23 protein-coding genes are annotated in these 25,786 nt (G+C 62.6%); 13 read left to right on the top strand and 10 right to left on the bottom strand.

Translation table 11 applies throughout. The features are described 5' to 3' along the window. Positions 1–3: 3 nt before the first annotated feature. The 3 genes from AC0JZ8_RS11705 to AC0JZ8_RS11695 are packed head-to-tail and all read right to left on the bottom strand — an operon-like array spanning position 4 to position 2,545. Positions 4–1,281, bottom strand: coding sequence for a CCA tRNA nucleotidyltransferase (locus AC0JZ8_RS11705; protein ID WP_471892562.1), 1,278 nt, complete (start codon positions 1,279–1,281; stop codon positions 4–6). Further along, entirely contained in the window at positions 1,278–1,913 is a 636-nt protein-coding gene (locus AC0JZ8_RS11700) for a CoA pyrophosphatase (protein WP_471892561.1), read from the bottom strand. Before AC0JZ8_RS11700 ends, AC0JZ8_RS11705 begins: the two co-directional genes overlap by 4 nt. After that, positions 1,910–2,545, bottom strand: a complete 636-nt coding sequence (locus tag AC0JZ8_RS11695; RefSeq protein WP_471892560.1) for a DUF1285 domain-containing protein — start codon at positions 2,543–2,545, stop codon at positions 1,910–1,912. The genes AC0JZ8_RS11700 and AC0JZ8_RS11695 overlap by 4 nt, the downstream gene beginning before the upstream one ends. 205 nt (positions 2,546–2,750) lie before the next feature. Here AC0JZ8_RS11695 and AC0JZ8_RS11690 point away from each other — a divergent pair, with 205 nt between their 5' ends. Genes AC0JZ8_RS11690 through AC0JZ8_RS11665 form a run of 6 tightly spaced genes read left to right on the top strand, consistent with a single transcriptional unit; the run spans position 2,751 to position 10,594 of the window. Beyond that, positions 2,751–3,764, top strand: a complete 1,014-nt coding sequence (locus tag AC0JZ8_RS11690) for an AAA family ATPase (protein ID WP_062457917.1) — start codon at positions 2,751–2,753, stop codon at positions 3,762–3,764. Positions 3,765–3,796: 32 nt separating this feature from the next. Then, positions 3,797–4,732, top strand: a complete 936-nt coding sequence (locus AC0JZ8_RS11685) for a DUF58 domain-containing protein (RefSeq protein ID WP_113110751.1) — start codon at positions 3,797–3,799, stop codon at positions 4,730–4,732. Then, positions 4,729–7,656, top strand: a complete 2,928-nt coding sequence (locus AC0JZ8_RS11680; protein ID WP_471892559.1) for a DUF4159 domain-containing protein — start codon at positions 4,729–4,731, stop codon at positions 7,654–7,656. The genes AC0JZ8_RS11685 and AC0JZ8_RS11680 overlap by 4 nt, the downstream gene beginning before the upstream one ends. 3 nt (positions 7,657–7,659) lie before the next feature. Continuing rightward, entirely contained in the window at positions 7,660–9,726 is a 2,067-nt protein-coding gene (locus tag AC0JZ8_RS11675) for a hypothetical protein (RefSeq protein ID WP_471892558.1), read from the top strand. After that, positions 9,726–10,145 carry a GNAT family N-acetyltransferase gene (locus AC0JZ8_RS11670; RefSeq protein ID WP_113110754.1) on the top strand — a complete coding sequence of 140 codons (420 nt, stop codon included), beginning with the start codon at positions 9,726–9,728 and terminating at the stop codon, positions 10,143–10,145. Before AC0JZ8_RS11675 ends, AC0JZ8_RS11670 begins: the two co-directional genes overlap by 1 nt. Positions 10,146–10,180: 35 nt before the next feature. Continuing rightward, on the top strand, positions 10,181–10,594 hold the full coding sequence (locus AC0JZ8_RS11665; protein ID WP_471892557.1) for a GNAT family N-acetyltransferase: 414 nt from the start codon (positions 10,181–10,183) through the stop codon (positions 10,592–10,594). 30 nt (positions 10,595–10,624) lie between these two features. Here AC0JZ8_RS11665 and AC0JZ8_RS11660 read toward each other — a convergent pair whose 3' ends face one another. After that, the gene (locus tag AC0JZ8_RS11660; RefSeq protein WP_471892556.1) at positions 10,625–11,128 is read right to left on the bottom strand and encodes a GNAT family N-acetyltransferase; all 504 of its coding nucleotides are present in this window, start codon (positions 11,126–11,128) and stop codon (positions 10,625–10,627) included. Positions 11,129–11,458: 330 nt separating this feature from the next. On the opposite strand from AC0JZ8_RS11660, the gene AC0JZ8_RS11655 reads away from it, so the two are divergent. Next, positions 11,459–12,430, top strand: coding sequence for a glutathione S-transferase family protein (locus tag AC0JZ8_RS11655; protein WP_471892555.1), 972 nt, complete (start codon positions 11,459–11,461; stop codon positions 12,428–12,430). Positions 12,431–12,445: 15 nt separating this feature from the next. Here the strand turns inward: AC0JZ8_RS11655 and AC0JZ8_RS11650 are convergent, their stop codons facing one another. Beyond that, entirely contained in the window at positions 12,446–12,934 is a 489-nt protein-coding gene (locus AC0JZ8_RS11650; protein ID WP_471892554.1) for an NUDIX domain-containing protein, read from the bottom strand. 78 nt (positions 12,935–13,012) lie between these two features. Between AC0JZ8_RS11650 and AC0JZ8_RS11645 the strand changes: the two genes are divergently transcribed. The 3 genes from AC0JZ8_RS11645 to AC0JZ8_RS11635 all read left to right on the top strand — a co-directional run bounded on the left by AC0JZ8_RS11645 (position 13,013) and on the right by AC0JZ8_RS11635 (position 15,407). Further along, complete coding sequence (locus AC0JZ8_RS11645) at positions 13,013–13,972, top strand: metallophosphoesterase family protein (RefSeq protein WP_471893363.1); 960 nt, start codon at positions 13,013–13,015, stop codon at positions 13,970–13,972. A 98-nt stretch (positions 13,973–14,070) separates the two neighbouring features. Next, on the top strand, positions 14,071–14,571 hold the full coding sequence (locus tag AC0JZ8_RS11640) for an RNA polymerase sigma factor (RefSeq protein WP_062582897.1): 501 nt from the start codon (positions 14,071–14,073) through the stop codon (positions 14,569–14,571). Beyond that, on the top strand, positions 14,568–15,407 hold the full coding sequence (locus AC0JZ8_RS11635) for an anti-sigma factor family protein (protein WP_471892553.1): 840 nt from the start codon (positions 14,568–14,570) through the stop codon (positions 15,405–15,407). The genes AC0JZ8_RS11640 and AC0JZ8_RS11635 overlap by 4 nt, the downstream gene beginning before the upstream one ends. A 91-nt stretch (positions 15,408–15,498) precedes the next feature. On the opposite strand, the gene leuA is transcribed toward AC0JZ8_RS11635, so the two are convergent. Both leuA and AC0JZ8_RS11625 read right to left on the bottom strand, forming a co-directional pair. Beyond that, positions 15,499–17,226: a 2-isopropylmalate synthase gene (gene leuA, locus AC0JZ8_RS11630; protein WP_471893362.1), complete on the bottom strand. Its 1,728-nt coding sequence runs from the start codon at positions 17,224–17,226 to the stop codon at positions 15,499–15,501. Between the two features lie 365 nt (positions 17,227–17,591). After that, on the bottom strand, positions 17,592–18,779 hold the full coding sequence (locus AC0JZ8_RS11625) for a benzoate/H(+) symporter BenE family transporter (RefSeq protein WP_062457907.1): 1,188 nt from the start codon (positions 18,777–18,779) through the stop codon (positions 17,592–17,594). Positions 18,780–19,020: 241 nt separating this feature from the next. On the opposite strand from AC0JZ8_RS11625, the gene AC0JZ8_RS11620 reads away from it, so the two are divergent. After that, entirely contained in the window at positions 19,021–21,720 is a 2,700-nt protein-coding gene (locus AC0JZ8_RS11620) for a bifunctional diguanylate cyclase/phosphodiesterase (RefSeq protein ID WP_471892552.1), read from the top strand. A 142-nt stretch (positions 21,721–21,862) separates the two neighbouring features. Here AC0JZ8_RS11620 and AC0JZ8_RS11615 read toward each other — a convergent pair whose 3' ends face one another. After that, entirely contained in the window at positions 21,863–22,450 is a 588-nt protein-coding gene (locus AC0JZ8_RS11615) for an ATP-dependent Clp protease proteolytic subunit (protein WP_062457904.1), read from the bottom strand. Positions 22,451–22,666: 216 nt separating this feature from the next. Between AC0JZ8_RS11615 and AC0JZ8_RS11610 the strand changes: the two genes are divergently transcribed. Both AC0JZ8_RS11610 and AC0JZ8_RS11605 read left to right on the top strand, forming a co-directional pair. After that, on the top strand, positions 22,667–23,263 hold the full coding sequence (locus tag AC0JZ8_RS11610) for a HupE/UreJ family protein (RefSeq protein WP_471892551.1): 597 nt from the start codon (positions 22,667–22,669) through the stop codon (positions 23,261–23,263). A 161-nt stretch (positions 23,264–23,424) separates the two neighbouring features. Continuing rightward, positions 23,425–24,282, top strand: a complete 858-nt coding sequence (locus tag AC0JZ8_RS11605; RefSeq protein WP_471892550.1) for a DUF2076 domain-containing protein — start codon at positions 23,425–23,427, stop codon at positions 24,280–24,282. A gap of 77 nt (positions 24,283–24,359) precedes the next feature. Here the strand turns inward: AC0JZ8_RS11605 and queF are convergent, their stop codons facing one another. Together queF and AC0JZ8_RS11595 are read right to left on the bottom strand one after the other, a co-directional pair. Beyond that, positions 24,360–24,824, bottom strand: a complete 465-nt coding sequence (gene queF / locus AC0JZ8_RS11600) for a preQ(1) synthase (RefSeq protein WP_471892549.1) — start codon at positions 24,822–24,824, stop codon at positions 24,360–24,362. Between the two features lies 1 nt (position 24,825). Beyond that, a complete protein-coding gene (locus AC0JZ8_RS11595) occupies positions 24,826–25,761 on the bottom strand; it encodes a cation diffusion facilitator family transporter (RefSeq protein ID WP_062457901.1) in 936 nt (311 codons plus the stop codon). Positions 25,762–25,786: the final 25 nt, after the last annotated feature.

The raw sequence follows: 25,786 nt of genomic DNA, 5'->3' as shown, positions 1-25,786 counted from the left end.
TGATCAGGAGCTCTGCTTCACGATCTCGTCCAGCCGGGTGGCCAGCGCTGCCCGGTCGGGGTTGAAGTTACGCTCCACCCAGAAGTCCTCGATCTGCTTCAAGATCTCACCGACCCTCTTGCCGGCAGGCACACCTGCCGAGAGAACGTCGGCGCCCGCGATCGGAAAGACCGGCTTGGCGTAGCCCTCGGCCCGCTTAAGAAGAACCGACAGCCTTGCCGACTTGCGCATCGCCATTGGATCGCCCTCGGCCGCTGCTCTGGCCGACGACAGCGCCAGCTTGACGCGTGCAACCATGCCGGCCACGCCATTTCGGTAGAGCAGACGATCAAAGCCGACATCCGTCACCTCGTCGGGAATGGCGGGTGCGGACGCCCAGACGGCCAGCTTCGCCGCATCGGCATTCGAAAACCGCAGCCGTTTCGCCATCGCCGCCAGCCGCTCCGCATCGGGCGGCACGATCGAAGCAAGCCGCAGCAGCGGATCCGGCGTCCACCCGAGCGCTGCTTCTGCGGCCACCAGCGGATGAATGCCGTCGATGCCCCATTTTTCGGTTTCCGGCAGGATTTCCGTCAGCACGCCAGCCTGCCGCATCCACAAAAGTGCGCGAGACGGATCGGGGGCGGCGAGCAGTTTCTTCGTCTCGCCCCAGACCCGCTCGCCAGACAGCGTCGAAAGCCTGTCCTTGGCGCGTGCCGATGCCCGCAATCCGTCCGCATCCGGCCGGCCGGATCCGTAATAGGCGAAAAACCGGAAGAACCTGAGAATGCGCAGATGATCCTCGGCAATCCGCTGCGAAGCGTCGCCGATAAACCGGATCGTCCGGCTCTCGATGTCCTGCAATCCCTTGACCAGATCGACCACAGCGCCCGACGCATCCGCGTAGAGTGCATTGATGGTGAGGTCGCGCCGTTCCGCGTCAGCCTGCCAGTCGGTGCCAAACGAAACCTTGGCATGGCGGCCATCGGTCTCGATATCGCGCCGAAGCGTCGTCACCTCAAACGGCGTGCCGTCGATCACCAGCGTTACCGTCCCATGCTCGATCCCGGTCGGCACGGCCTTCATGCCGGCAGCTTCTGCCCGCTCCACCACGTCCTGCGGCAGAAGCGTCGTCGCCACGTCGATATCGGCGACGGCAAGCCCCATCAGCGCGTTGCGCACCGCGCCACCAGCCACCCGCGCCTCGCCGCCATCGGCGTTCAGAAGGAGAAGAAGCCGCTGCAGAGCGGCATCGTTGAACCATGCCTCACCGGCAACCGAGGGGGTAGCAATGGAGGTCATGCGTAAAGCCTTTCATACAACGTGCGTAAAATTCCGGCGGTAATGCCCCAGATTTCCCGGTCCTCATAGGGCATGACGTAGAAGTGCCGGGTCGCGCCATTCCAGTCGCGGGTGCCGCGCTGGTGGTTCGCCTCGTCCATCAGAAAGGACAGCGGCACTTCGAAAGCCGCGTCCACCTCGTCCGGATTGAGCGTCAGCTCGAAACCGCGGCTCACAACGGCCAGCACCGGCGTGATGCGAAATCCGGTCGCCGCATAATAGTCGGGAAGCCTGGCCAGCGGCTCGACGAAGCGTCGGTCAAGACCGATCTCTTCCTCCGCCTCGCGCAGCGCCGCCACCTCAGGCGATCCGTCTTCGGGATCGATCGCACCGCCCGGAAACGCGATCTGGCCGGAATGCTTGCGCAGCTTGACCGTCCGCTGCGTCAGGATAACCTTGGCGCCATCGGCATCGTCGATGACGGGCACCAGCACGGCCGCATCCTTCAGCTTGGATTGAACGGTCGCGTTCACCCAGGCCGGGTTAAGCAGATGATCGCCGTGATCGCGCCACGCATCCTCGATCGGCCCGCCCTTCTGGGACCGCGAACGGCGGCGAAACTCATCAGCGGAATAAAAACCGAGACCGCTCATCGGGACAACAATTCCAGCTCGGCGGCCGGCATCACCGGAAACACCGCATCGCCGGAGCGGACCGCGAACATCGTGACGCCATCGATCTCGATCGTCTCGCCAAGCGCGACGAGATCATACATCACCGCCCGCGAAACCAGCGCCTCGAGCCGTCCGCGGACGTGCAGGTAAGGCTTCAGCTCCTGTCCCTCGCCCGCGATCGCAAACCGGATCGGATGATCGCTCCCAGCCTCCACCACATCGCCGACACCGGTGCGAAACGTCAGCACCTGCTGGCCGTCTCGTAGGCTCGTTTGCATCTCCACCGCCACGAACGGCGCATCGACGACACGAATCGCAACCTTTTCCACAGGCGTAACGAGATAGGTTCGGCCGTCCTCGTCCTTGCGCAGCACGGTCGAAAACAGCCGGACCAGCGGCGCACGGCCAATCGGCGTACCCAGATAGAACCACGTTCCGTCGGCGCGGATTTCCATGTCTAGATCGCCGCAGAACGGCGGGTTCCACCGCTCGACCGGCGGCAGGCCCGGCATTTCGCCCCGCGGGCCACCACTCGCCTGCTCCGACGCATGGGCGATCATCGCCGCGAGACCAGCGGCATCGGCCGCCGTATTAATTGGTTCTACTGCCATTTTTCAGTCCCGGTTCGACCTTAAGCATCAGCCAAGGTGAATGTTCTCACGAGATAGTCATTCATCGCGTGCTTGTCAGCCTTATTTGGCGGAATAAGTTTCAACGTCTAAGGTGACTGCTGTGACGCAGCGATTCACGGTCGGACGGATAGGTTCGGCGAAGCCTGCTGGATCTGGATACCAATCAAGGGTGATGGTGAACGACATGGGCATGATGAATTCTACGCAAACAGTCCTCGACGAGAAAGCCATCATCGCCTCGGCCGAAAAGGCACTTGCCGATATCGCCGCCATCCGCGAGGAAGTCGCCAAGGTCATCTTCGGACAGGAGCGTGTGGTCGAAAACACCATGCTCGCGGTTCTCTCGGGCGGTCATGCGCTGCTGGTCGGTGTTCCCGGTCTAGCCAAGACCAAACTCGTCTCGACGCTCGGCACCGTCCTCGGTCTGGATTCCAACCGCATCCAGTTCACACCCGACCTGATGCCGTCGGATATTCTCGGCTCCGAAGTGATGGATACGGATGAGACCGGCCGCCGCTCCTTCCGCTTCGTCAAGGGACCGGTGTTCGGACAGCTGCTGATGGCCGACGAAATCAACCGCGCTTCGCCGCGCACCCAGTCGGCGCTGCTGCAGGCCATGCAGGAATATCACATCACCGTCGCCGGCCAGCGCTATGACCTGCCGGCACCCTTCCACGTCCTTGCCACCCAGAACCCGCTGGAACAGGAAGGCACCTATCCGCTTCCGGAAGCCCAGCTCGACCGGTTCCTGCTGCAGGTGGATGTTCTCTACCCGGAACTCGCCGCCGAGCGTCAGATCCTGCTCGACACGACGGGCAGCGCCGAAGCCAAGGCGCGCAGCGTCATCGACGCGACGCGGCTGAAGGATATCCAGGCGCTGATCCGCCAGATGCCGGTCTCCGACAAGGTGGTCGATGCAATCCTGTCGCTCGTTCGCTCCGCCCGCCCGGGCCACGGCAACGCGTCCACCGACAAGCATGTCGCCTGGGGTCCCGGCCCGCGTGCCGGCCAGTCGCTGATGTTGACGGCCCGCGCCCGTGCGCTTTACGAAGGCCGCCTCGCTCCTTCGCTCGACGATATCCACGCGCTTGCCGAACCGGTCCTGCAGCACCGCATGGCGCTGACATTTGCCGCCCGCGCCGAAGGCATGTCGGTGCGCGATGTCATTGCCGGCCTGGTCAAACAGGCCCGCGGCTGAAGATCGCCGGTTCAGGCTAGAAAGGAACCTCCGTGGCATCCATCGGCCAGATCGTCGACCAAACCGCCAGCAGCGATGTCCTCCATCGCGCCCAGCAGCGTGCCATGCTGGTGCCCGATTGCATGGTCGAGGCCAAGCGCATCGCCAATACGGTGATTGCCGGCTGGCACGGCCGCCGCAAGCGCGGCATGGGCGAAAACTTCTGGCAGTTCCGCCCCTATGCGGAGGGCGAAAGCCTGTCCCGCATCGACTGGCGCCGCTCGGCCCGCGACGACCATACCTATGTCCGCGACCGCGAATGGGAAGCCGCGCACACGATCTGGCTCTGGGCCGACATGTCGCCGTCGATGATGTACAAGTCGACATTCGGGTCGGTATCGAAGGAGAGCCGCGCGCTGGTCATCATGCTGGCGCTCGCCGAAATCCTCGCCCGCTCCGGCGAACGGATCGGATGCCCCGGCATCATGGAACCGGTCTCTGCCCGCAACGCCGCCGAACGGCTGGCGACCGCCATTATGCACGCACCGCAGGCGACCGGCCTGCCGGATACGGGCATGATCCGCGGCCAGAGCGATATCGTCCTGATCGGCGATTTCCTCGATGACGCCGACAAGGTCATGGACCGCATCACGCCCCTCGGCCGCCGCGGCCTGCGCGGCCATGTGATCGAAGTTGCCGATCCCGCCGAAGAAACCTTCCCCTATACCGGCCGCACCGAATTCACCGATCCCGAAACCGGCGAAAAGCTCGTCTCCGGCCGCGCCGAAAACATCCGCGAGGACTATCAGCGCGCCTATCTCGCCCGCCGCGATGCGCTCGGCGAGGGCCTGCGCCGTCTCGGCTGGAGTTTCGTTTTTCATCGCACCGATCGTCTCGCTTCCGAAGCGCTCGTCGCCGTCCACGGCTACCTCTCCGGCATGCCGGCGCCTAGACGGATCGATAGCGGAAATATCGAGGACAGGTCATGAGCGCGCTCGCCTTCGCCTATCCCGCCATCCTCTTCGGCCTGATCGCCCTGCCCGCCATCTGGTGGCTGCTGCGCCTGACCCCACCAAGACCAAAGTCGGAAGTCTTCCCGCCCCTGCGCATTCTCGCAAGCGTCCTGAAGCGCGAGGAAACGCCGTCCCAGAGCCCGTGGTGGCTGACGCTTCTGCGCATGGCTCTGGCCGCAGCGATCATTCTGGCCATCGCCGATCCCGTCATCAACCCGCGCACGAGTTCGCTCAACACCGGCGGCCCGCTGGCGCTGGTCATCGACAACGGCTGGGCGACATCGACCGACTGGGAACGCCGCGTCGAGACCGCCAATCTCCTGATCGACGATGCCGAAAGCGCTGACCTCCCGGTCGCGATCGCCTTCACCGCCGATCAGAACCAGGAAGCAACGCCCGGCAGTGCCGCCGCAGCGCGCGACAAGCTCGCCGCCGCAAGCCCGCGCCCGCTTGTGCCCGACCGCGCCCGCGCCGTCACAGCACTCCGGGAAGCCCTCAACGGCACCCGCCCCGGCACGCTGGCGGTCGTCTCCGATGGCATCGCCGCCACGACCGACGCCGAAACGATGACCGCTCTTGCAGGCCTTTCGGCAGGCGACATGCGCGTCCTCGAAGGCGATGGACAATCGGTCGTCGCGATCACAGGCGCCACCAACAATTCCGCCGCAATGAATGTCAGCGCCACCCGCCTTTCCACGGCTGGCACGCAGCAGTTCACCGTCAACGCGCTTGATCCGCAGGGTCGCTCGCTCGCCGCAGGCACGCTGGAATTTGCCGACGGCGCCAACACGGCAACAACGGAAATTTCCGCGCCGTTCGAACTGCGCAACGATTTCGCCCGCCTCTCCGTCGAGGGCATCGCAACCGCGGGTGCCGCTCACCTTCTCGACGACGGTTTCCGCCGCCGCCGCGTCGCGCTGATCGCCGGCGAAAGCGGCAGCGATTTCCAGCCGCTGCTGCAACCGCTCTACTATATCAGCCGGGCTCTCCAGCCCTACGCCGATGTGATCCAGCCCAACACGGCCGATCTCTCGGTATCGATCCCGCAGATCCTCGAGGACAATCCGTCGGCAATCATCATGGCCGATGTCGGCCGCTTGCCGCCGGAAATCTCCCAGCCGCTGCAACGCTGGATCGCGCGCGGCGGTACACTGGTCCGCTTCGCCGGCCCTCGCCTTGCCGCAGCACCGGCCGACGATCCGCTGGTGCCGGTCACCTTGCGCCAGGGCGAACGCGCGCTCGGCGGCGCCATGTCCTGGTCGGAGCCTCAGGCACTGGCTGATTTCCCGAATTTCGGCCCCTTCGCCGGCCTGCCCCGCGCAGCAGATATCACTGTGACCCGCCAGGTTCTGGCCGAACCGACGCCGGATCTTGCCGAGCGCACCTGGGCAAGCCTTGCCGACGGCACGCCGCTGGTCACAGAAAAGGAAGTCGAAGCCGGCCGTATCGTGCTGTTCCACACCAGCGCCGAGGCAACCTGGTCCAACCTGCCGCTGTCAGGCAATTTCGTCGAAATGCTGCGCCGGCTGGTGCAGATGGCCCGCGTTGGTGGTGCTGCCGGTGGCAGCGCGTCCGGTGCACCGGGTACCGAAGGCGCTGCCGCAGCCTTGCCTCCCTACCGCCTTCTCACCGCCGACGGCGTGATGACGACCGAGACCGGCGCTGCCCGCCCGATCACCATTCCGGCCAACGCCCGGCCTGTCGCAAGCTTCGATCATCCTCCGGGCCTCTACGGCACCGAAGACGGCTACTCCGCCGTCAATCTTCTTGCGCCGGCGACCGTGCTTGCCCCCTTCGATCCATCGGCCGGCGGAACGCAGGTGGCGCGGGAGCAACTGGCTGGCGGCGAGGCCGTGTCGCTGCGTCCGACCCTGTTTGCTCTCGCCTTCGCGCTCCTCGTCCTCGATAGCCTGGTAATGCTCTTCATGAACGGTGCCTTTTCCCGCCGCCCCGGACGCTCCAAGCCGACCTCCGCCCGGACGTCTGGCACCGCCGCGACCCTCATCCTCGGCTTCGCGTTGGGAATGGCGCTGCTCAACCCGAACCCGTCGCTCGCCCAGCAGCCACCCTCGCCGTCCGCTGCCGCGGCGCAACCGCAATCGGCCCAGCCGCAGCAGTTTCGCGAAATGCAGCCCGGTGAAGGCGTAAAGCCTGGCGACGACCAGATCCTCGACCGCCTCGACACGACCCACCTCGCCTATGTCCAGACCGGCGAAAGCGACGTCGACAGCATCTCCGAGCGGGGCCTCGATGGTCTCACCCAATACATGAGCTACCGCACGACGCTGGAGCCCGGCGCCCCTGTCGGACTCGACATCGCCAAGGACGACCTCTCCTTCTACCCGATCATCTACTGGCCGATTTCCGCGACAGCGCCGATGCCGTCGCAGGCCTCGATCTCGCGCATCGACGCCTATATGCGCAACGGCGGCACGGTCCTGTTCGACACCCGCGACCAGGTCTCAGCACTCGACGGCAGCTCCAGCCCCAACGGATTGCGGCTGCAGGAAATCCTCGCCAGCATCGATATTCCGCCGCTCGAGCCGACACCGGAAAACCATGTGCTGACCCGCACCTTCTATCTGCTCAAGGATTTTCCCGGTCGCTATCGCGGCGGCCCGCTCTGGGTCGAAGCCCGTCAGGATGCCCGCAATTCCACCTCGCAGCTCTCCTCGGGCGGCGACGGCGTGACACCGCTTCTGATCACCGGCAACGATTTTGCCGGCGCCTGGGCAGTCGATCAACAGGGTAACTCGATGCTCCCGACCGTTCCGCCTGACGACATGCAGCGCGAATACGCCTACCGCGCCGGCGTCAACATCATGATGTATATGCTGACCGGCAACTACAAAGCCGACCAGGTCCACGTGCCCGCACTCCTCGAACGGCTGGGGCAGTAACAGATGACCATCGAATTCGCCCCCTTCTTCTCGTGGCCGATCCTTGCAGCCCTCGGTGCATTGGCCCTCGTCCTTGCTGTGACCGCCCTATTGCGCGGCGTCCGTGGTGCGGTCCTTCGGACGCTGGCGCTTGCCGCCCTGCTGATGGCGCTCGCCAACCCGACGCTCAACCAGGAAGATCGCGAACAGCTCTCCACCATCGTGCCAATCGTCGTCGACCGCTCTCAGAGCCAGGAGACGGCTGGCCGCGAGCAGCAGACCGATCAGGCGCTGGCGGAACTGCGCGACCGCTTCTCCCGCTATCCCCGCATCGAGACGCGCATCGTCGAGGCCGGAGACGATGTAGACAGCGACACACCTTCGACGAAGCTGTTCACTGCGCTGCGCTCCGCGATGTCGGACGTTCCGCCGGCCCGTGTCGGCGGCGCCGTGTTCCTCACCGACGGCCAGATCCATGATCTCCCCGGCATCAATCAGGATCTCGGCTTCAACGCACCCGTCCACGGGCTGATCACCGGGCAGCCAAACGAATTCGACCGCCGCATCGAAGTGCTGCGCGCGCCCCGCTTCGGCATTGTCGGCGAAGAGCAGGAACTGACACTGCGCGTGTTCGACGACGGTCGCCAGGGCGGCGGCCCCGCCGAAGTCATCGTGCGCATGAACGGCCAGCAGATCGCCACGCTGCAGGCAACGCCCGGCGTCACCACCCCGTTCTCGTTCAACGTCCAGCGCGGCGGCAACAATGTCATGGAGTTCTCGGTTGCCGAGCTCCCTGGCGAAGTGACCACCGCCAACAACCGCGCCGTCCATGTCATCGATGGCATCAGGCAGAACCTGCGCGTGCTGCTGGTGTCCGGCGAACCCCATGCCGGTGAGCGCGCTTGGCGTAACCTTCTAAAGTCCGACGCCTCCGTCGACCTCGTGCATTTCACCATCCTGCGCCCACCGGAAAAGCAGGACGGCACGCCGATCAACGAGTTGTCGCTGATCGCCTTCCCCACCCGCGAGCTGTTCGTCGAAAAGATCAAGGATTTCGATCTGATCATCTTCGATCGCTACAAGCACCGCGGCGTGCTGCCGATCCTCTATTACGACTACATCTCCCAGTATGTGCAAAACGGCGGCGCGCTGCTGATCGCGGCAGGCCCGGAACATGCCGGCGAAGATTCGATCGCCGCGACGCCGCTCGAACAGGTCCTGCCGGCCGCACCGACGGGCGAAGTCCACAATGCCGGCTTCTTCCCGCATCTCTCGGAAGTCGGCACCAAGCACCCGGTCACCCGCGGCCTCGAAGGCTCCAACCAGACGCCGCCCGCCTGGGGTCGCTGGTTCCGCACCATCGATGTCGACCCGCCGCAGGGCCAGACGGTAATGGAAGGCGATGGCGACCGCCCTCTCCTTGTCCTCAACCGTCAGGGCGAAGGCCGCGTCGCCATGCTCCTGTCGGATCAGGGCTGGCTCTGGGCACGCGGCTTTGAGGGCGGTGGCCCGCATGTGGCGCTCTATCGCCGTATCGCTCACTGGCTGATGAAGGAGCCCGAACTGGAGGAAGAGGCGCTGACTGCCCGCTCCGTCGGACGAACGCTTGCCGCCACTCGCCAGACGATCGGCGACGATCCCGGTCCCGCCACCATCCGCTACCCATCCGGCCGCACCGAGACCGTGCAGATGGCGCCCGCCGGCCCCGGCGAGTATCGCTATGAAAGCCGCATGGATGAAACCGGCCTGTTCGAAGTGAGAAACGGCGACTTCCAGACCCTTGTTCATGTCGGCGCGGTCGACTCGCCCGAGTTCAAGGCAATGATCTCGACCGAGGCAACCTTGCGGCCCTATGCCGACAAGACCCGCGGCCTCGTGACCCGCGTCGCCTCGGGCGACGGCATCACCATCCCCGACATCCTCCCCGTTCGCGGCGAGGTTCGCGTCAGCGATCCCAACCGCATGGTCATCCGCATGACCGACGAGACGGTGCTGCGCGGCATCAACACGCTGCCACTGTTTGCAGGCTTTGCCGGCCTGTCGGTGCTGCTGTTCGCGATGGCTGCGATGTGGTGGCGCGAGGGTCGCTGATGGGCCACGAGCTTAATCTCACCGACGCGCCGACCTCAGACGATCTGGCAATCGTCAGCAGCGGCCTCACCGCCTTCAACGAAGGCGAAGTCGGCCCCTCCGACAGGAAACTGCTCGCCGTACTGATCCGCGACGAGAGCGGCACGGTCATCGGCGGTCTGTCGGGCTACACGTCCTGGGGCTGGCTCTTCACGCAATTGCTGTTCATTCCGGAAACCCTGCGCGGCAAGGGCATGGCAGCAAAGCTCCTGACCGAGGCCGAAAATGAAGCCCGTACCCGCGGCTGCAAGGGCGCCTGGATCGATACGTTCAACCCACTCGCCCTCAAGGCCTACAAGAGCCACGGCTACCAAGTGTTTGGCGAGATTCCAAATTTCGTCGAAACCAGAACCCGCACCTTCCTTCAAAAAGCGCTTTAGTCTATCCATCTCGGCCGCAATCTGGGAGCATGGATATGGATCTGGAAATCGTCGACGGCATCTCGCAGCAGGATGAAGAAATCATCCTCGACAAGCTGAAAGCCTTCAATATCGAATGCTTCGGCGCGAGCGACCGTCGCGAACTGGCAATCCCGCTACGTGATACGGCCGGCGATATCGCAGGCGGCCTCGTCGGCTATACCGGCCGCGGCTGGCTTTACATCTCGATGCTGTTCATTCCGGAATTGATGCGCGCCAAGGGCCTCGCCGCCCGCCTCATGACCATGGCCGAAGCGGAGGCGGCCAAGCGCGGCTGTATCGGAGCCTATATCGATACGATGAACCCGGCAGCACTCGCGCTGTATCTGAAGCTCGGCTACCACCCGATCGGCAAGCTCGAAGGCCTCGCCGGCGGACATGATGTAACGTGGCTGGAAAAACGATTCTAGATCAAGGGCTTGGCGCGAAGTCCTGACGGATCACAGCTCCCGCCAGCCGATCACGCCCTTCAGCCCGTCATGCACACCGTCCTTGAGCGGCACGACCAGCACCCGCCCCGGATCGACCGGTCCCGGAAAATCGAGCGCATCATAGGCCACTTTCTCGAAGCCGAGCGGTATGTAATAGGGCGGATCGCCGATCAGGATCACGGCTTCCGACCCATGCCGGCGCGCGGCATCGATGGCGATCCGCACCAGTTCGCGGCCAATCCCGAGGTTCTTGTGCGACGGCCTGACCGCCAGCGGGCCCAGCATATGGCCCTTCACGCTTCCCGCCAGAACCGGCGTCATCCTCACCGAAGCGATCGTCTCACCATCGTCAGCGCAGACAAACGAGATCGACCGGTCATGCGGCCCCTGCTCGCGAATGCGGGATGCGGCGCGCACATGCCGACCGGGACCGAAAGCCTCCTCGTTGATCACCTCGATGATGTCATCGTGAGACGCATCCTCGGTCAGATAGACGAGGTCGTGTTTCGCCATGGACTTGGCGGTGTTTTCGGACGAAGAATTCTGGGATGTTGAGGATTGCGACGCAACAAGATGCAGGGACATGGAGAACCGAAGCCGTAGGGAGAGAGCAGACAGGACGAGCGATATCGCGACGCGTTTTCAGGCGTCGTGGTCGATCTTCAGCGTCGTCGCAGTGTCCGCACTTCGGTCATTTTCTTGATGTTCCCGAACAATCGTGACAAGCGAGCTATCAGAAAATTTTCCACCCGTCCAATCCAAAAACGCAGCGTTTACCAAATCGCACCTCGTCATTGTCTGGCACTGCCGTATCTAATGGGCAGCACAACCAAGGAGATTGCTATGGGCATGCTGGTAGACGGCAAGTGGCACGACGTCTGGTACGACACCAAGGCCAGCAAGGGTCATTTCAAGCGCTCCGAATCACAGTTCCGCAATTGGGTGACAGCTGACGGGTCCCCCGGACCGTCGGGCGAATCCGGCTTCAAGGCCGAGGCCGGACGCTACCATCTCTATGTGTCGCTCGCCTGCCCCTGGGCGCACCGCACCCTGATCTTCCGCAACCTCAAGAAACTGCAGGATCTGATCTCGGTCTCCGTCGTCGACTACCTGATGCTGGAAAACGGCTGGGAATTCCGCAAACGCGACGGCGCAACCGGCGACGCCCTGTTCGGCTCCGACTATCTCTACCAGGTCTATCTCAAAGCCGATCCCGCCTATTCCGGCCGCGTCACGGTTCCGGTCCTTTGGGACAAGCAGCAGAACACGATTGTCTCGAACGAAAGCGCTGAAATCATCCGCATGATGAACAGCGCCTTCGACGGCATCACCGGCTCCGATGTCGATTTCTACCCGGAAGATCTGCGCACTGAGATCGACGCGATCAACGCGGTCATCTACGACACCGTCAACAACGGCGTCTACAAGGCCGGCTTCGCCACCACGCAAGACGCCTATGAAGAGGCCGTCTCAAAGCTGTTCGAAACGCTCGACAGTCTCGAGACCCGTCTCTCGAAAAGCCGCTACCTGCTCGGAGACAAGCTGACCGAAGCCGACTGGCGGCTGTTCACGACACTCATCCGCTTCGATCCGGTCTATGTCGGCCACTTCAAATGCAACATCCGCCGCATCGCCGACTACCCGAACCTGTCAGCCTATCTGCGCGATCTCTACCAGCACGAGGGCGTGGCCAAGACCTGCAATCTCCTCCACATCAAGCACCACTACTACGAGAGCCACAAAACCATAAACCCGACCGGCATCGTCCCGACAGGACCAGAGCTCGATCTCGACGCACCGCATGGGCGGGGGTAGGAAAGCGGGTAACTCTCACCAGTACTCCCCCTTCTCGATCTTTCCCGAAAGCTCCTGCAATCGGCGCGCTGTTGCCTGGGTGACCTCAGGCGGTAGCGCGTCGAGGGCAAAGAAGCCGCTTTCCGCAATTTCGTAATCCGCGGCGCGCGGCGCCGTCTGGTTGACGTTGACCTTGTAGAACAGCACGTGGTCGCGCTTCGAGGCGTTGCGGTTCAGGTAGACGTGGAACAGCTCCGGCACTCCCAGGACTTCCAGATTGCCCTCTTCCCGCAGTTCCTTGTGCAGCGCCTGAAGCGCGGTTTCGCCGCGTTCCATGCCACCGCCGGGCATATACCATCCCGGCACATAGGTGTGGCGCACCAGGAAAATCCGGCCCTCCTCGTCGAAACAGGCGGCCCGCACACCCATCGTCATGCCTCGTGTGACGATGAACGCCTTGTGCATCAGCCAGACGAGAATGCGGGCGCGGCCGCCGGTAACTTCGGGAATGCCCTGCTCAGCCATTCAGGCGTTCCACTTCATAACTTCGGGAGCGGCGATAAATTCGGTACCAATTGCTCTCTCATGCGTTATGTCTTCGCCATGTTCAAGTTCGCGCATATTTCCGATATCCACCTGGGGCCTCTTCCGCGGCTGACGATGCGCGAGCTTCTGTCAAAGCGCATTACCGGTTTCGTCAACTGGCACCGCACCCGCCGAAAGCACCTTCTCGTCAACACGCTCGATCTGCTGTTGAGCGACATGAAGGACCGGGAGCCGGACCAGTTGCTCATCACAGGCGATCTGGTCAATTTGGCGACCAAGATCGAAACCCGGCTTGCCCGCGAATGGCTCGACACGATCGGCAATCCCGCCGACACCACCGTCGTGCCGGGCAATCACGATGCCTATGTGCCGGGCGCTCACGACAAGTCGGTTGCCGCTTGGTATCCCTTCGTGAAAAGCGACGACGATCCGGGCGAATGGCCGAAGGACGATCACATCTTCCCGACCTACCGGGAGCGTGGCCCGATCGCCATTATCGGCTGCTCCACATCCAATGCCACGCCGCCGTTTTCCGCATCCGGCTATTTCAGCCCGCGCCAGGCGCGCGAAACCGTGAACCTGCTGAAGAAAGCCGGCGAACGTGGCCTGTTCCGCGTGGTGATGATTCACCACCCGCCGATCCACGGCGCAGCGTCATCGCACAAGCGTATGATCGGCATCCGTCGATTTGCTGCGGCCATCTCGACCGGCGGCGCCGAACTGGTGTTGCACGGCCATACGCATCTTAACACCGTCTACGAACTCAAGACCCATAACCGGCCCGTGCCGGTCGTCGGTATAGCGTCCGCTTCGCAGGGTCCGGGCGGCCACAAGCCACCTGCTTCCTACAACCTGTTTTCGCTGTCGGGCGAACCCGGCAACTGGAACCTGGTTTGCGAACGCTACGGGCTGACACAGGCAGGTGACGGCATTGCGCTGGACAGCAGCCACGTCTTTTATGGCGATCAACCGATGCCTATGCCGGCGATCCAGCCCGAGACCGTCGAAATCTTGTAGATTAATTGCGTCGCCTGTTGCAAATGCATCACATTCGATTCATAGCTTAACGAGATGGCCGTAATCATAACGCATAGCCCCGTTAAGCTTGTTTCCGCATGAACAATCCGACCCAGACCATGGACATTCGCCGTGACCTCGTAGCCTTGCTGCCGAGGCTTCGTCGTTTCGCGTTGACGCTTGCAGGCACCGCCGAGGATGCTGACAGGCTGGTGCGCGAAGTCTGTTCGCGTGCAATCCAGAAAAGCCATCACTGGAAGGGCGAAGGCCGCATCGAAAGCTGGCTGTTCAGCCTGATGCGAACAGCCTGGTCCGACGAGATCAAGAAGCGCCGCAAGACCCAGCCGTCCTCCACCCCGAAGGCACAGGGCGTCGTATCGGCTACCGAAATTTCCACGATGGCCACATCGGATCAGATCCTGCTGTCCCTGCCCTCAGGCCTCGCCAGTGTCTTCCTTCTCGTGGACGTCGAGGCATTCGCCTATGGCGAGGCGGCTGCTATACTCGGCATTCCGGAACAGGCCTTCGCCGAACGCTTGTGTTCTGCACGGCTCAGACTGTCGGAAATCGCGCCGGAAGCATCGGAGCGCCGCGCATGAAAGCCAGTGCTTCCTCGTCCGCGCTCGAACAGCGCATTTCGGCCTTCCTGGATGGCGAAGCCAACGAACACGAACGGCAGGAGATCGAAGCGCTTCTGGTCAACGAGCCGCAGGCGCGGGCCCTGCATGACAGTCTGAAGCGCGGCACGGATTTCGGTCGGCGCGTCTTCGACGATGCCATGAAGGAACCATTGCCGCTCGAACTCGTCCGCACCATCAAGAACGCACCACTGCCGCGGCGCGCGATCAGGCTGCCTGATGACAAAAAGCGTCAGGCACTCTCGTTCAAGCCAAGCAGAACGCAGGCCCTTGTCGCATGTCTTCTCAGTCTCTGCCTCGGCGGCGGCATCGGCTATGCGCTCGGCACCCAGCCGGGATCGACCCGTCTCGGCGGCTCGGAAGTGCAGCTCGATTCGCGGGACTGGCTTGACGACGTCGTCGCCCATTACCGGCTCTATACCCGCTTGCCCGATCGTCTGGTGGAAATCGGTGCCGACAGGCCGGGCGATATCCTCGCATGGCTGACCACAGGCACCGGCATCGCCTTTCGCATTCCGGACCTGTCGCAAAGCGGGCTCGCCTTCGCCGGCGCACGGCTTTTCACCGCCGACAACCGCCCCTCCGGCCTCCTCCTCTACCGCCGCGGCGATGAAGGAGAGATCATCGCGATCACCTTCTCCAAGACCCGTCCGGACACCAACAAACCGGTCGAGGACATCCGCGCCGATACGGGTCTTGTGTCCTGGAGCACGCCGCTCGCGACCTATGTCGTCGTCGGCCCCTCCTCCGCCGCCGATCTCGACGAGATCGCCGCCAAGGCCGCGGGACTGATCTGAGCGACGCGCGATCAGGTCCACCTGATCCCAGCAAAAAGCCGCATCGGCTAGCGATGCGGCTTGTGTCTTCTGATACCCTACAGGCCCCGGCTTACCGGCCGCGTTCTTCCAACACCCGGTTCGCCGCCGACACGATCGCATCGAGCGAGGCCGTCACGATGTTGTTGTTAATCCCAGCGCCAAACAGCTTTCCACCCGGATGCTCGACCTCGACATAGGCGATCGCCGAGGCGTTCGAGCCATGCTGCAGCGAGTGTTCCGAATACTCATTCACCGACAGCTCGATCCCGAGATAGGCCGACAGCGCGTTGATGAACCCGGCGATCGGGCCCGTGCCGCGGCCTTCGATCGTCTTCGTCTCGCCACCATCGGTGATCTCGGCGGAAACGACGCGGATGCCCTTGTGCTCCATCCCGGCCGGGAACGTCTGGTGATCGACGAATTTCAGCCGTGCTGAAGGCTGGTCCACATAGCGCTCGATAAAGCGCTCATGGATGCGCTTGGAAGCGACTTCCTTGCCTTCTTCGTCGGTAATCCGCTGGATGTCCTCGCGGAACTCCACCTGCAAGTTGCGCGGCAGGTTGATGCCGTAATCCTGCTGCAGGATATAGGCGATGCCGCCCTTGCCCGATTGCGAGTTGATTCGGATGATCGCCTCGTAGGACCGGCCGACGTCGCGCGGGTCGATCGGCAGGTAAGGCACTTCCCACACCGGATGGTTGGCCGTCTTGATCGCCTTCATGCCCTTGTTGATCGCATCCTGGTGCGAGCCGGAAAACGCCGTATAGACCAGTTCGCCGACGTAAGGATGGCGCTCGGGAATGACCATTTCGTTCGAATATTCGTAGACGTCCTTGATGCGCTCGATATCGGTGCAGTCCAGCCCCGGATCGACCCCTTGCGTGTACATGTTGAGCGCCAGCGTCACCACGTCGACATTGCCGGTGCGCTCGCCATTGCCAAACAGCGTGCCTTCGACGCGGTCGGCGCCGGCCATCAGCGCCAGCTCGGTCGCGGCAATCCCGGTGCCACGGTCGTTGTGTGGATGCAGCGAGATGATGACGTTCTCGCGATTGTCGATATTGCGGCACATCCATTCGATCTGGTCGGCATAGATGTTCGGCGTCGCCATCTCGACGGTCGAGGGCAGGTTGAGGATCAGCTTGTTGTCAGCGGTCGGCTTTACCACCTCGATGACTGCGTTGCAGATCTCCAGCGCCACTTCCAGCTCGGTGCCGGTGAAGCTTTCCGGCGAATATTCGAACCGGTAATCGCCGCCGGCCTTGGCAGCCATGTCGGTGATCATCTTCGCCGCGTCGACGGCGATCTGCTTGATACCGCGGACATCCTTGCCGAACACCACACGGCGCTGCAGTTCCGATGTCGAGTTGTAGAAGTGGATGATCGGATGCTTGGCGCCTTCCAGCGATTCGAACGTGCGGGTGATCAGTTCCGGCCGGCACTGAACCAGTACCTGCATCGACACATCGTCGGGAACGCCACCCTCTTCGATGCACCAACGGGCAAAGTCGAAATCGGTCTGCGAAGCCGACGGGAAACCGATCTCGATTTCCTTGAAACCCATATCCAGGAGCAGCTTGAACATGCGGGCCTTGCGATCGTGGCCCATCGGGTTGACCAGCGACTGGTTGCCGTCACGCAGGTCCACCGAGCACCAGATCGGCGCCTTGTCGATCACCTTCGACGGCCAGGTCCGGTCGGGAATGTTGATGGCGGGATAGGCACGGTATTTCACCGCCGCGTCGGCCATACCCTTAGCCTTGTTGGCAGTAGTCACGTTGGAATTCTTGGCGTCCATGGTCTTCAAGTCCTCGTCCTTTCCATCCGCCGCGCGCCGCACTTTTGGGGCCTGCTTGGTGAGGATGGCGACCTCTCAGGGTCTGTCTCAGCTATATCGGTAAATCTTGCGAGGAGCTCTTACGCCGGCGGGCTTTCGGCCGCCGGGCGCTCCTCAACGGACCCGGCAACCGAGTGTAAGGTCGAGGCTAAGAAGCGAGAGAGGCACGAAAACCGTCGCCCCGGCAGCGAAGCTGCGGGTCGGCAAACGGTCGGACATGATCGCACCTGTCATGGTCATGGGAGAATCTATAGCGGGCGGGCAGAGAACGTGCAAGTGCACTTTCGAACGGCTTTTGATGTTGCAACGACGGCCGCGGTTCCCTCTCAAGGCAATCTTTCGCGTCTGAGAGCCTTCTGCAAACCCATCATCACGCCACCGGCCAGCAGACCCCAGAACGCCCCTGAGATCCCGGCGAAGGCGATTCCGGAAGCGGTGACCATAAAGGTGATGGCCGCAGCCTCGCGGGTAGCGGGATTGTGGTAGGCGGCGTATGCCGCGTTCGAGAACGCGCCGATCAGCCCGAGCCCGGCGACGGCCTGCAACAGGATCGGCGGCGCGAGCGATACGAAGGCGATAATGCCGCCGGCCACCAGCCCCAGCGCCGCGTAGCTGAAGCCGCCGATGATCGCCGCTACGTAACGCCGGGCGGGATCCGGATGAGCGTCGGTACTGGCACACATCGCTGCCGTGATCGCCGCCATGTTGACCGGCACGCCGCCAAAAACGCCGACAAGCGAGGACAGGGCGCCGGTTGCCACGAACATCGGTCCGGGATGCGGCTCGTATCCGTGGGCCTTGAGGATCGCGATGCCGGGTATGTTCTGCGACGCCATGGTGACGATAAACAGTGGCACCGCCACGGAAATCGCGCCGTGCCAGGTGAAGACCGGCTCGACGAACACGAATTGCGGATGGATCGCAGCGCCGATCTGGCTCAGCGTATCTGCCGGCAGGTCGACGCCGAAGATCAGCACCAGCATCATCGCCGCAAGCGAGGCCGGCACGGCCAGAAGCCGCCAGCGCGACACGACGACCGCCCAGGTCAGCACGATCGGCAGTCCCAGCATCGGGTCGAACGCCACCGCCTTCACGGGAGCAAGACACAGGCCGAGCAGGATACCGGCCAGCATCGCATTGGCAAGCGGCCCCGGGATCATCCGGATCGCGCGCCCGAGCGGCTGGAACAGGCCCGACAGCATGATCAGCCCGCCACAGATGACGAAGGCGCCGACGGCTGCGGGAAATCCGCCCTCGATCATCCCGATCCCCGAGAGAAGAGCGGCACCAGGCGTCGACCATGCAATGCTGATCGGCATCTTGAGCGCCGCCGAGAAACTCACGGCAAGGATGCCGAGCGCCAGGGACAGCGCCAGGAGCGCGGAGGCGACCTGATCGCTATTGGCGCCCATTGCCTGCAAACCCTGGATGATCACGGCAAACGAACTGACGAAACCGACAAACGCGGTCAGCATCCCCATCGTCAGGGCGGAAAAAGAGAAGTCTTTGAACATGATGAGAACCCGACGCGGTGAAGGGTGCATGGAGCACGACCCGCCGCCGCGAGACAAGCCCAAGAGATGACCAGGCCGACTGATTTTTTCCGATTTTCAGTCATGTATAAAGGGCCGGATTTCTCAAAAATATTGGAGTGGAGACCAGTATTTCGGCTCGAAGACCCGTCCGGCACCGTTCCATCTCAGACTAAATTAAGCCTTGTCTGAAATGTTGGCGGGAGACCTGTTGGAACATTGCATGCTCTTCTCTTCCTCCATGATAAAGCCCGGCCGAAGCCGGGAACGGCGATTCTACCGGTTCGGCTGGTATCTGCCCGCCTTCATTATGGTCGCCGCGGTCATTTTCGGAATTGTCCGGGCCGATCTGGAAGAGCGCGCCCAATACATGGCGCAGCAGCGGCTCGTCGCGTCGGAACAACTGGCGCGCGTGTCCTCAAGCCTCGAAACCAATATTCGCGGCAACGTCAATCTGGTCCAGGGTCTCGTTGCCGCGATCGCTGCAAACCCATCCATCACGCAAACGCAGTTTGCGGCGCTCTCCGAGCGAGTTTTCGCTGTTCCCTCGCAGCTGAAGAACGTCGCCGTGGCACCCGATCTTGTGATCCGGTACGTCTACCCTTACGACCAGAACAAGCAGCTTGTCGGACGAGACTACACGGCCGACCCCAAACGGTCAGTGTCCGTCATGGAGGCGATCAAGCGCCGGTCCACCACGATCGCCGGACCTGTCGAACTCGCTCAGGGCGGACTGGGACTGCTGGCCCGCTACCCGGTTTTCTCGCAAGCCAACGGACGTTTCTGGGGCATCGTCTCGAGCGTGATCGACGTGGAGCGCCTGTTCCGCGACATCGACCTCGATACCGAACGGCAACCCCTCAGCATCGCGATCTCCAGGCGGCCGGCACCGGTTGCGAAGGACGTCTTTACCGGTGACCCGGCGATCTTCTCCGCCGATGCGGTTCGTGCCCGCATCGAGCTCGGATACGACACCTGGTATCTCGCAGCGGTCCCGAAAGCCGGCTGGAACACGACCCCTCCGGATATCGGTTGGCTTTATGCCTACGCGACGCTGATCGCACTCTGCATCGTCGCCCCGATGATCTGGGTGGGGATCTTGATGAGGCAGCGCAATCGCCACATCGTCGATCTGCAACACCGGGAGGAGCAGTTCGAGACCATTCACCACCGGTTGACGCTGGCACTCGAAGCGTCGCAGATCGGCGTCTGGGAATACGAGGGCGCCACAGACCGCCTTTTCTGGGACGAGCGGCTCAAGGACCTGTATTCTGCGCCTCCGGGCAAGGACATCTTCACTTACGAGGATTGGCGTTCGACTGTTCATCCGGACGATATCGAGACGGCTGAAAATCGGCTGAACGAGGTCATCGGTGCCACCGAGCCCTATATTACCCAGTTCCGGATTGTCCGACCTTCGGGCGAGATCCGTCACATCCGCGCGCACGGGAAGGCCTACAAAACATCGGGAGGCGTCGAACGCGTCGTTGGCGCCAATTGGGATGTCACTGATGACGTCAATCTGCAGATCGAACTGCGGGAAGAGCGCGCCCGCGCTGAAGAACAGAACGAGCGGTTGCGCGCGACACGCCGCACGTTGCAGCACCAGTCTTTGCACGACGCCCTGACCGGCCTTCCCAACCGGCGCTTTCTCGACCAGTTCATGGAAGCCTCGAACGCGACGACGCACAGTCACCGCCTAGCCTTTATCCATTTCGATCTCGACCGCTTCAAGGAAGTCAACGACACGCTCGGCCACGCGGCCGGCGACGAGGTCCTGCGCCAGACGACGGCCCGGCTCCTGGAACTGATCGGCCATGACGAATTCGTCTCGCGGATCGGCGGCGACGAATTCGTGGTCGTCACCAGCGGCCCGGCCCCGGAAGAGCGCGCAAAACATCTCGGCCGCTCGATCGTCAAGGCGATCGCCAAACCGATGACGATCGACGGCCAGGAATGCCATGTCGGCTGCAGCGCCGGCATCGCCATGCAGACGCTTGCGTGCGAAGAACCGCGACAGTTGCTGATCAATGCCGACGTCGCACTGTACGAGGCCAAGAAACGCGGCCGTAACCGCGCCGAGGTGTTTTCCGAGTCCCTGCTTCTGACAGCGATCCAGGTAAAACGCACGTCCGACGAGCTTCTCGCGGCAATCGAGAACGACCAGATCGTTCCCTTCTTCCAGCCGCAGTTCGATGCCGTCACCCTCGATATCGTCGGTGTCGAGGCGCTGGCCCGCTGGGTCCACCCGACCCGCGGCCTGCTCGCGCCCGAAGCGTTTCTCGATATCGCCGAAGGTCTTCATCGCTCCGGTGAAATCGACGCGCTCATCCTCGAAAAAGCGCTGTTCCAGGCCACCCGCTGGCGTGCCCGCGGGCTTGCCGTCCCAAGGGTCTCTGTCAATGTCTCAGCCCAGCGCCTGAAGGACGAAAACCTCTTGGAGCAGCTGTCGCACCTGTCGTTTGCGCCGGGCAGCATTGCATTCGAACTTCTGGAATCGATCTCGTTTGAAGGAAACGACCGCGGCCTGCGCAAGATCATCGGCACGCTGAAGGATTTGGGTATCGATATCGAGCTGGATGATTTCGGCTCCGGACACGCTTCGATCGTCAGTCTGCTGGAACTCGGCCCCAAGCGGCTGAAGATCGACCGGCAGCTGATTTCTCCGCTTCAGGCGTCAGGTCCCCAGCACCGGCTTGTGGCTTCGATCATCGAGATCGGCCGTTCGCAAGGGATCGAGATCGTCGCCGAGGGCGTCGAAACGGAAGCCCATATGGATATCCTGCGTGGCCTTGGTTGCCAGGTGCTGCAGGGTTATGCCTTCGCGGAACCGATGTCGCCCGATGCGTTCATGGATTTTGCCGCCCACTGGCAGCAGGGCCGCGTCCCGGCAACCGCCGTCCCCACCCGCAAGCTCGCCTGATATCGCGCGGTGGCCGAAAGGGTTCGGGTCATCCGGACCTGTCGGCCCCTACCCGCGCCTGAAACGATTGCCCTCAAACGCAAAAATCCCCCGCCGGCCTGAAGCCGACGAGGGATTTTGATTTGTCAGAACGACGTCTGGATCAGATTTCGCTCTGCGACGTCACGATCTTGGATGCAAGACCATAGGCGACGGCTTCCTGTGCCGACAGCCAGTAGTCGCGGTCCGTATCGGCTGCGATCTTTTCGATCGGCTGGCCGGTTGCTTCTGCCATGATCTTGTTCAGGCGTTCGTTCATCTTGATGATTTCACGGGCCTGGATCTCGATGTCGGAGACCATGCCGCGCGTACCGCCAGATGGTTGGTGAAGCAGGAAGCGGGTGTTCGGCAGCGCGATGCGGCGTTCCTTCGGAACCGACACGTAGATCAGGGCGCCTGCAGAAGCGACCCAGCCCGTGCCGATCATCCAGACCTTCGGCTTGATGAACTTGACCATATCATGAATCGAATCGCCCGACTCGACATGGCCGCCCGGGGAATTCACGTAGATGCGGATGTCTTCGTCGCTGGCTGCGGCAAGTGCCACGAGCTGCGTGTTGACCTTCTGCGCCAGTTCCTGGGTGATCGCTCCGTAGATGAAGATCGAACGCGACTTGAAAAGATTCGCCTCCGTTTCCTTACCGAGCGGCAGTTCCTTCGTCTTGTCTTCTGTGTCGTCTTCGTCGTTCAGCACGGTCAAAGTCTCCTGCATGAAATTCATATACGGGACATAATGTGTTCGCGGTCACAAAACAATGCACCCCGGCCTGAACATGGCAAGCTTCCAGCGACTAAGGTGAATGACGTAGTCCGCATCGCCGGATCGTTACAATTGGCAATGGACGCGGTGACTGCTCTTGCCTATCGTTTTACGCTTCACGCATCATGTATTTCATCGGGGATCAAAATGTTGACCAGACCTTTCCAAACCGCCCTGAAGCATATTTCGCTCGCAACGGGCGCAGTCGTCGTTGCTGCCGCTCCAGCCTTTGCCCATCTCGATCCTGAAGCACATGGCTCGTTCATGGCCGGCATTTCGCATCCGATCTTCGGCCTCGACCACGTGCTTGCCATGCTCGCCGTCGGCCTCTGGGCAGCACAGATCGGCGGCAAGGCCATCTGGTCCGTGCCTGCCGCATTCGTCGGCACCATGGCGCTCGGCTTCGTGCTCGCGGTCTCCGGTCTCGATCTGCCTTTCGTTGAACCGGCGATCCTCGCCTCGGTCATCGCACTCGGTCTTCTGGTCGCCACCGCCGTCAAGCTTCCGACAGCCGCCTGCGCTGCAACCGTCGGCGTTTTTGCGCTGTTCCACGGCCATGCCCATGGCGGCGAACTCGGCAGCGCCGGTGCGCTTCAGTTCGGCCTCGGCTTTGTCATCGCGACAGCTCTTCTTCACGCAGCCGGCATCGCGCTCGGCCTCGGTATCGCGCGCTTTGCGCCAGCTGTAACCCGCATCCTCGGCGCAGCAACCGCAGTGCTCGGCCTGACGCTCGCATTCGGCTGATATTACAACAAGATAGGCTGCGCCGCCTGAATCATAGTGTCAGGCGGCGCATGTTCTACATGAACAAGATTTAACCCGGCAGCGGGTTTGAAATCCCGAAAATGCCGACTAACTCCTGTGTCAGATGACGGCCGCTTGGGACGTCCACAAGGAGTGAGACCATGTCACCGGAAGAACGCCAGCTTCTGACCGCATTGTTCGATCGCGTGAAAACAGCCTCGACCACCCCGCGCGACCGTGACGCGGAGGCATTGATCGATGACGCGACCCGCCAGCAGCCCTATGCCGCCTATTACCTCGCCCAGGCGGTGATTGTTCAGGAGAAGGGCCTTGAGGCTGCCTCCGCCCGCATCCGCGAGCTCGAAGAACAGGTCAAGCAGCTTCAGGCCGGCGAAAGCGACACCAGGCGCGACGAACAGGGCGGCGGTTTCCTGAGCTCTATTTTCGGCTCCGGCCAGGCGCCCCGCCCTCCGGCACCGCAAATGCCGTCCCAACAGGCCGGCCAGCAGCCATCCGGCCCCTGGGGTGCGCGACCGGGATATCAGCAACCCCAGCCATACCGCGGCAACGACGACGGTTATCGCGCTGCACCGGCCCCATCAGGTCCCTGGTCATCACAGATGCAGGGGGCACAAGGCTATCAGCAGGGCCAGGCACCTGGCGGCGGTTTTCTGCGCGGCGCACTTGGCACGGCCGCCGGCGTGGCGGGCGGCATGCTGCTTGCCAACTCGCTTTCGGGCCTGTTCGGCAACCACATGTCAGGCCTCGGCTTGGGCAATCCCGCAGCCGAAACCAATCCGTTCACAGGCGGGCCAACCGAGGAAACCGTCATCAACAACACCTATATCGGCGACGACGCAATCCGTGAGGCCTCCAATACGGACGCAGATAACGGCAACGACGCAACACCCGATCCCGGTGGCAATGACGGCGGCTGGCAACAGGCCGATTTCGGCAACGACGATCAGTCCGACTTCGGCGGCGGCGATTTCGGCGGCGACGACAACTTGAATGTCTGAAGCGGAATGGCCCTGTCCCCGAACGGGTTGAGTGTCGCAATCAGCCCGGTGCGTGCCGGGCTGATTGCCAATAAACCTTACCCACGTCCCCGATAGGTCGCCACGCCCTGATCCGGCAACCACACGCCCCTCGGCGCTTCTCCGGTCTGCCAGAACACGTCGATCGGAATGCCGCCGCGCGGATACCAATAAGCGCCGATCCGCAGCCATTTCGGATTGAGCAGGTCAACGATCCGCTTGCCGATATAGAGCGAGCAGTCCTCATGAAAGGCGCCGTGGTTGCGGAACGCATGCAGGAACAGCTTCAGCGACTTTGATTCGACCAGAAACCCGTCGGGAATATAGTCGATCACGATATGGGCAAAATCCGGCTGGCCCGTCATCGGGCATAGCGAGGTGAATTCGGGTGCGGTAAAGCGCACCACGTAGTCGGTGCCCTGGTTGCCGTTCGGCACCTTCTCCAGAACCGCCGTCTCGGGGCTCGTTGGAGCCTCGACCTGATTGCCGAGCTGCGACAGTCCGCTGACATCCGTCATCGTCATTTCATATTCCCTTCAGATTCGCATGGCTTTCAATGGCAACACGCTTGCCATGCGCGTGTTCGCTTTCCGGCTCCACATGGATGGCCAGGGTGGCACCGGGAATAGCCTCCTTGATCGCATCTTCCAAGCGGTCGCAGATTTCGTGGGCTTCGCCGACCGACATTCGCGATGGCACCACCAGGTGGAAATCGATAAACGCAGCCGATCCCGCCCGTCGCGTCTTCAGATCGTGCACATCGAGAACCCCGTCGCAATGGGCGGTGATCGCCGCACGCACCGCCGCCTCCTCCTCCGGCTGCAGCGCCTTGTCCATCAGCCCGCCCAGCGAGTGGGTGATGACCTTGTAACCCTGCCAGAGAATGTTAAAGGCGACGAAGATCGCAAGCAGCGGATCAAGGATCAGGTAACCCGTCAGAACCGCGAGGACCAGACCGACGAACACGCCGGCCGACGTCACCACATCCGACATGATGTGCTGGCCGTCTGCCAGAAGCGCCGGAGACCGGTGCGACCGTCCGACCCTGATCAGCACGGTCGCCCAGACCGCATTGATTCCGCCTGCCGTAGCGTTGATGGCAAGCCCGAGCCATGGCGTTTCCGGCATGCTCGGGGCGCCCAGAGCGCCCCAGGCTTCCTGAATGATCAGGATCGCCGCCAGCACGATCAACGCGCCTTCCGCCACGGCGGATATGTATTCCGCCTTGTGATGGCCGAAGTGGTGGTCATCGTCTGCCGGCCGTTGCGCATAGCGGATGACGAAATAGGCAATGAATGCCGCCGCCACGTTGACCAGTGATTCCAGACCGTCCGACAGCAGCGCCACCGAGCCGGTTACCCACCACGCAGCAAGTTTGAGGAACAGCACGCCGATCGAGATCGGGATGCCCCACATCGCCAGTCTCTCGACCTTTTTGTCGTCCTTTGCCACTCTGTCCATATCGCCCATACCCGTCTTCACTAAT

The sequence above is a fragment of the Velazquezella soli genome, assembly GCF_977018685.1.
Note: the sequence above shows the minus strand (reverse complement) of the source record. Positions and strands in the feature narration are given on the sequence as shown.